The organism is Thiohalocapsa halophila, from assembly GCF_016583825.1.
Lineage (GTDB): Bacteria > Pseudomonadota > Gammaproteobacteria > Chromatiales > Chromatiaceae > Thiohalocapsa > Thiohalocapsa halophila.
Genome location: NZ_NRRV01000179.1, coordinates 1 through 1,464, shown reverse-complemented (window position 1 = coordinate 1,464; position 1,464 = coordinate 1). Strand labels below are relative to the sequence as shown.

2 protein-coding genes and 1 pseudogene are annotated in these 1,464 nt (G+C 65.7%); all 3 read right to left on the bottom strand.

All coding sequences use genetic code 11. From position 1 onward, the window contains the following. Positions 1-280: substrate-binding domain-containing protein (locus tag CKO31_RS25835; RefSeq protein WP_200243719.1), on the bottom strand; the 280-nt coding region annotated here is incomplete at its 3' end. Positions 281-532: 252 nt separating this feature from the next. Continuing rightward, a complete protein-coding gene (locus CKO31_RS27095) occupies positions 533-862 on the bottom strand; it encodes a metalloregulator ArsR/SmtB family transcription factor (protein WP_322789217.1) in 330 nt (109 codons plus the stop codon). Further along, positions 851-1,375: pseudogene (locus CKO31_RS27090) on the bottom strand (ISAzo13-like element transposase-related protein); the annotation flags it as partial. The gene CKO31_RS27095 and the pseudogene CKO31_RS27090, both read right to left, overlap by 12 nt. Positions 1,376-1,464 lie beyond the last annotated feature (89 nt).

Below are 1,464 nucleotides of genomic sequence, written 5' to 3'. Positions count from 1 at the left end.
TGTCCACGCTGCCCCCCAGAAACCGCTCGATGCCGGCGCCGCTGCCCACGGAGTCGTAGCTCAACGCCAGCGACGGATGCTCGGCCCCGTACTGCGCCAGCCAGTGATCGAAGATCGGCGCCGCAAACGACGAGCCGGCGCCGGACACGGCCATGGTTGCGGACTCCGCGCCCGCGGTTTCCGTCGCCGTCTCGCTCGCTCCGTCGCAGCCGCCAAGGACCAGTGGCCAGGCGATAGAAGCGATTGCTGCCCATTTCGTGGTGTCGGCCAGGTCGCGCATAGTGTTCTCCGGAACGCAGCCTTGAGATTGTGTGTCCGCGACTATATCCGATCAACCGTATGTAGCAAGTGAATACTTCATGACGGGGCAGGCCACAGGGCCGGCATGCCTGAGGCTGGCGATGGAGGCTCCCGCCCGGCACATGGGTAAAGCGGGCCTGTCGCCCGCAGCGGCGACACGATGCCGTGCGCTCGCTGCTGTGCGACCGCGGTCGGCCTGTCGGCGCTTTCGCGGGCAACGCCTCGAGCGTCCTCAAACGCAGCGGGGCGCCTCCGGGCGATTCGGCATCGCGCTCAGCTGGGTCAAGTCCGATAGGAACGGTTTGCTGTGGCGCAGCCCGGGATGCGTCTCCCTGATCACGGCCTGCGCCCAGGCCGGCAGTCGGGGATGGATGCGGTAATAGACCCAGAGGCCCGCCCGCCGGTCCGCCACCAGCCCCAGCTCCCGTAACTGCCCCAGGTGACGAGACAAATGGGGCTGGCTAACGACAATGGCTTGGGTCAGCTCGCAGACGCAAAGCTCGCCATGCTGCGCCAGCAGCATCAGCGTCCTGAGCCGGGTGTCGTGGGACTGCGCGTTGATGTGCCCGAACTGTGCGTCGCGATCTTCATGCGCGCTGCCTTCGCGGGTCTTGCGGTTGCCTTGCAGGCTGTAGCCCAGTGCCGCGAGCAGCTCACTCACCGTCTGCCGGCCTACCGGGTGCCCGGCACGGTGCAGCGCCTGGGACAACTGCCGGGTGCTCTTGCACGTCCACCGCAACGCCGACTGCGGGTCGCCGCAGGTGCTCGGCTCGACCAGCCGCTCAAGGCTTTCCAGCAACTCAGGGTCTTTCGCTGTGAGCGCCTTGCGACCGCCACCTTCGGCCCGTATCCGATCACGCCGCAAGCCGGCACCGGCAGGGCACTCGGAGAGCTCGTTCAAACCCTGGTAAATCGTTGTTCGCGACAGACCGGTTGCTTTGGCCACCGTGGCAATTCCGCCACGACCGAGTTGCTGCGCTTCGACCGCTGCCCACAGACGACGCTCCCGCTCGTCGAAGATCTCGGCCAACAGCCGATACTTTTCCTGAATCGATTGGTCGGGACAGCCTTTTATGCCATAGTTATTAGCAGCTTACCGCCGTTTGTTCAGGTTATTTCGGACAGCGTCTAAGGTCGGCGCGCACGTGTGCGTCAGCGTGCGCC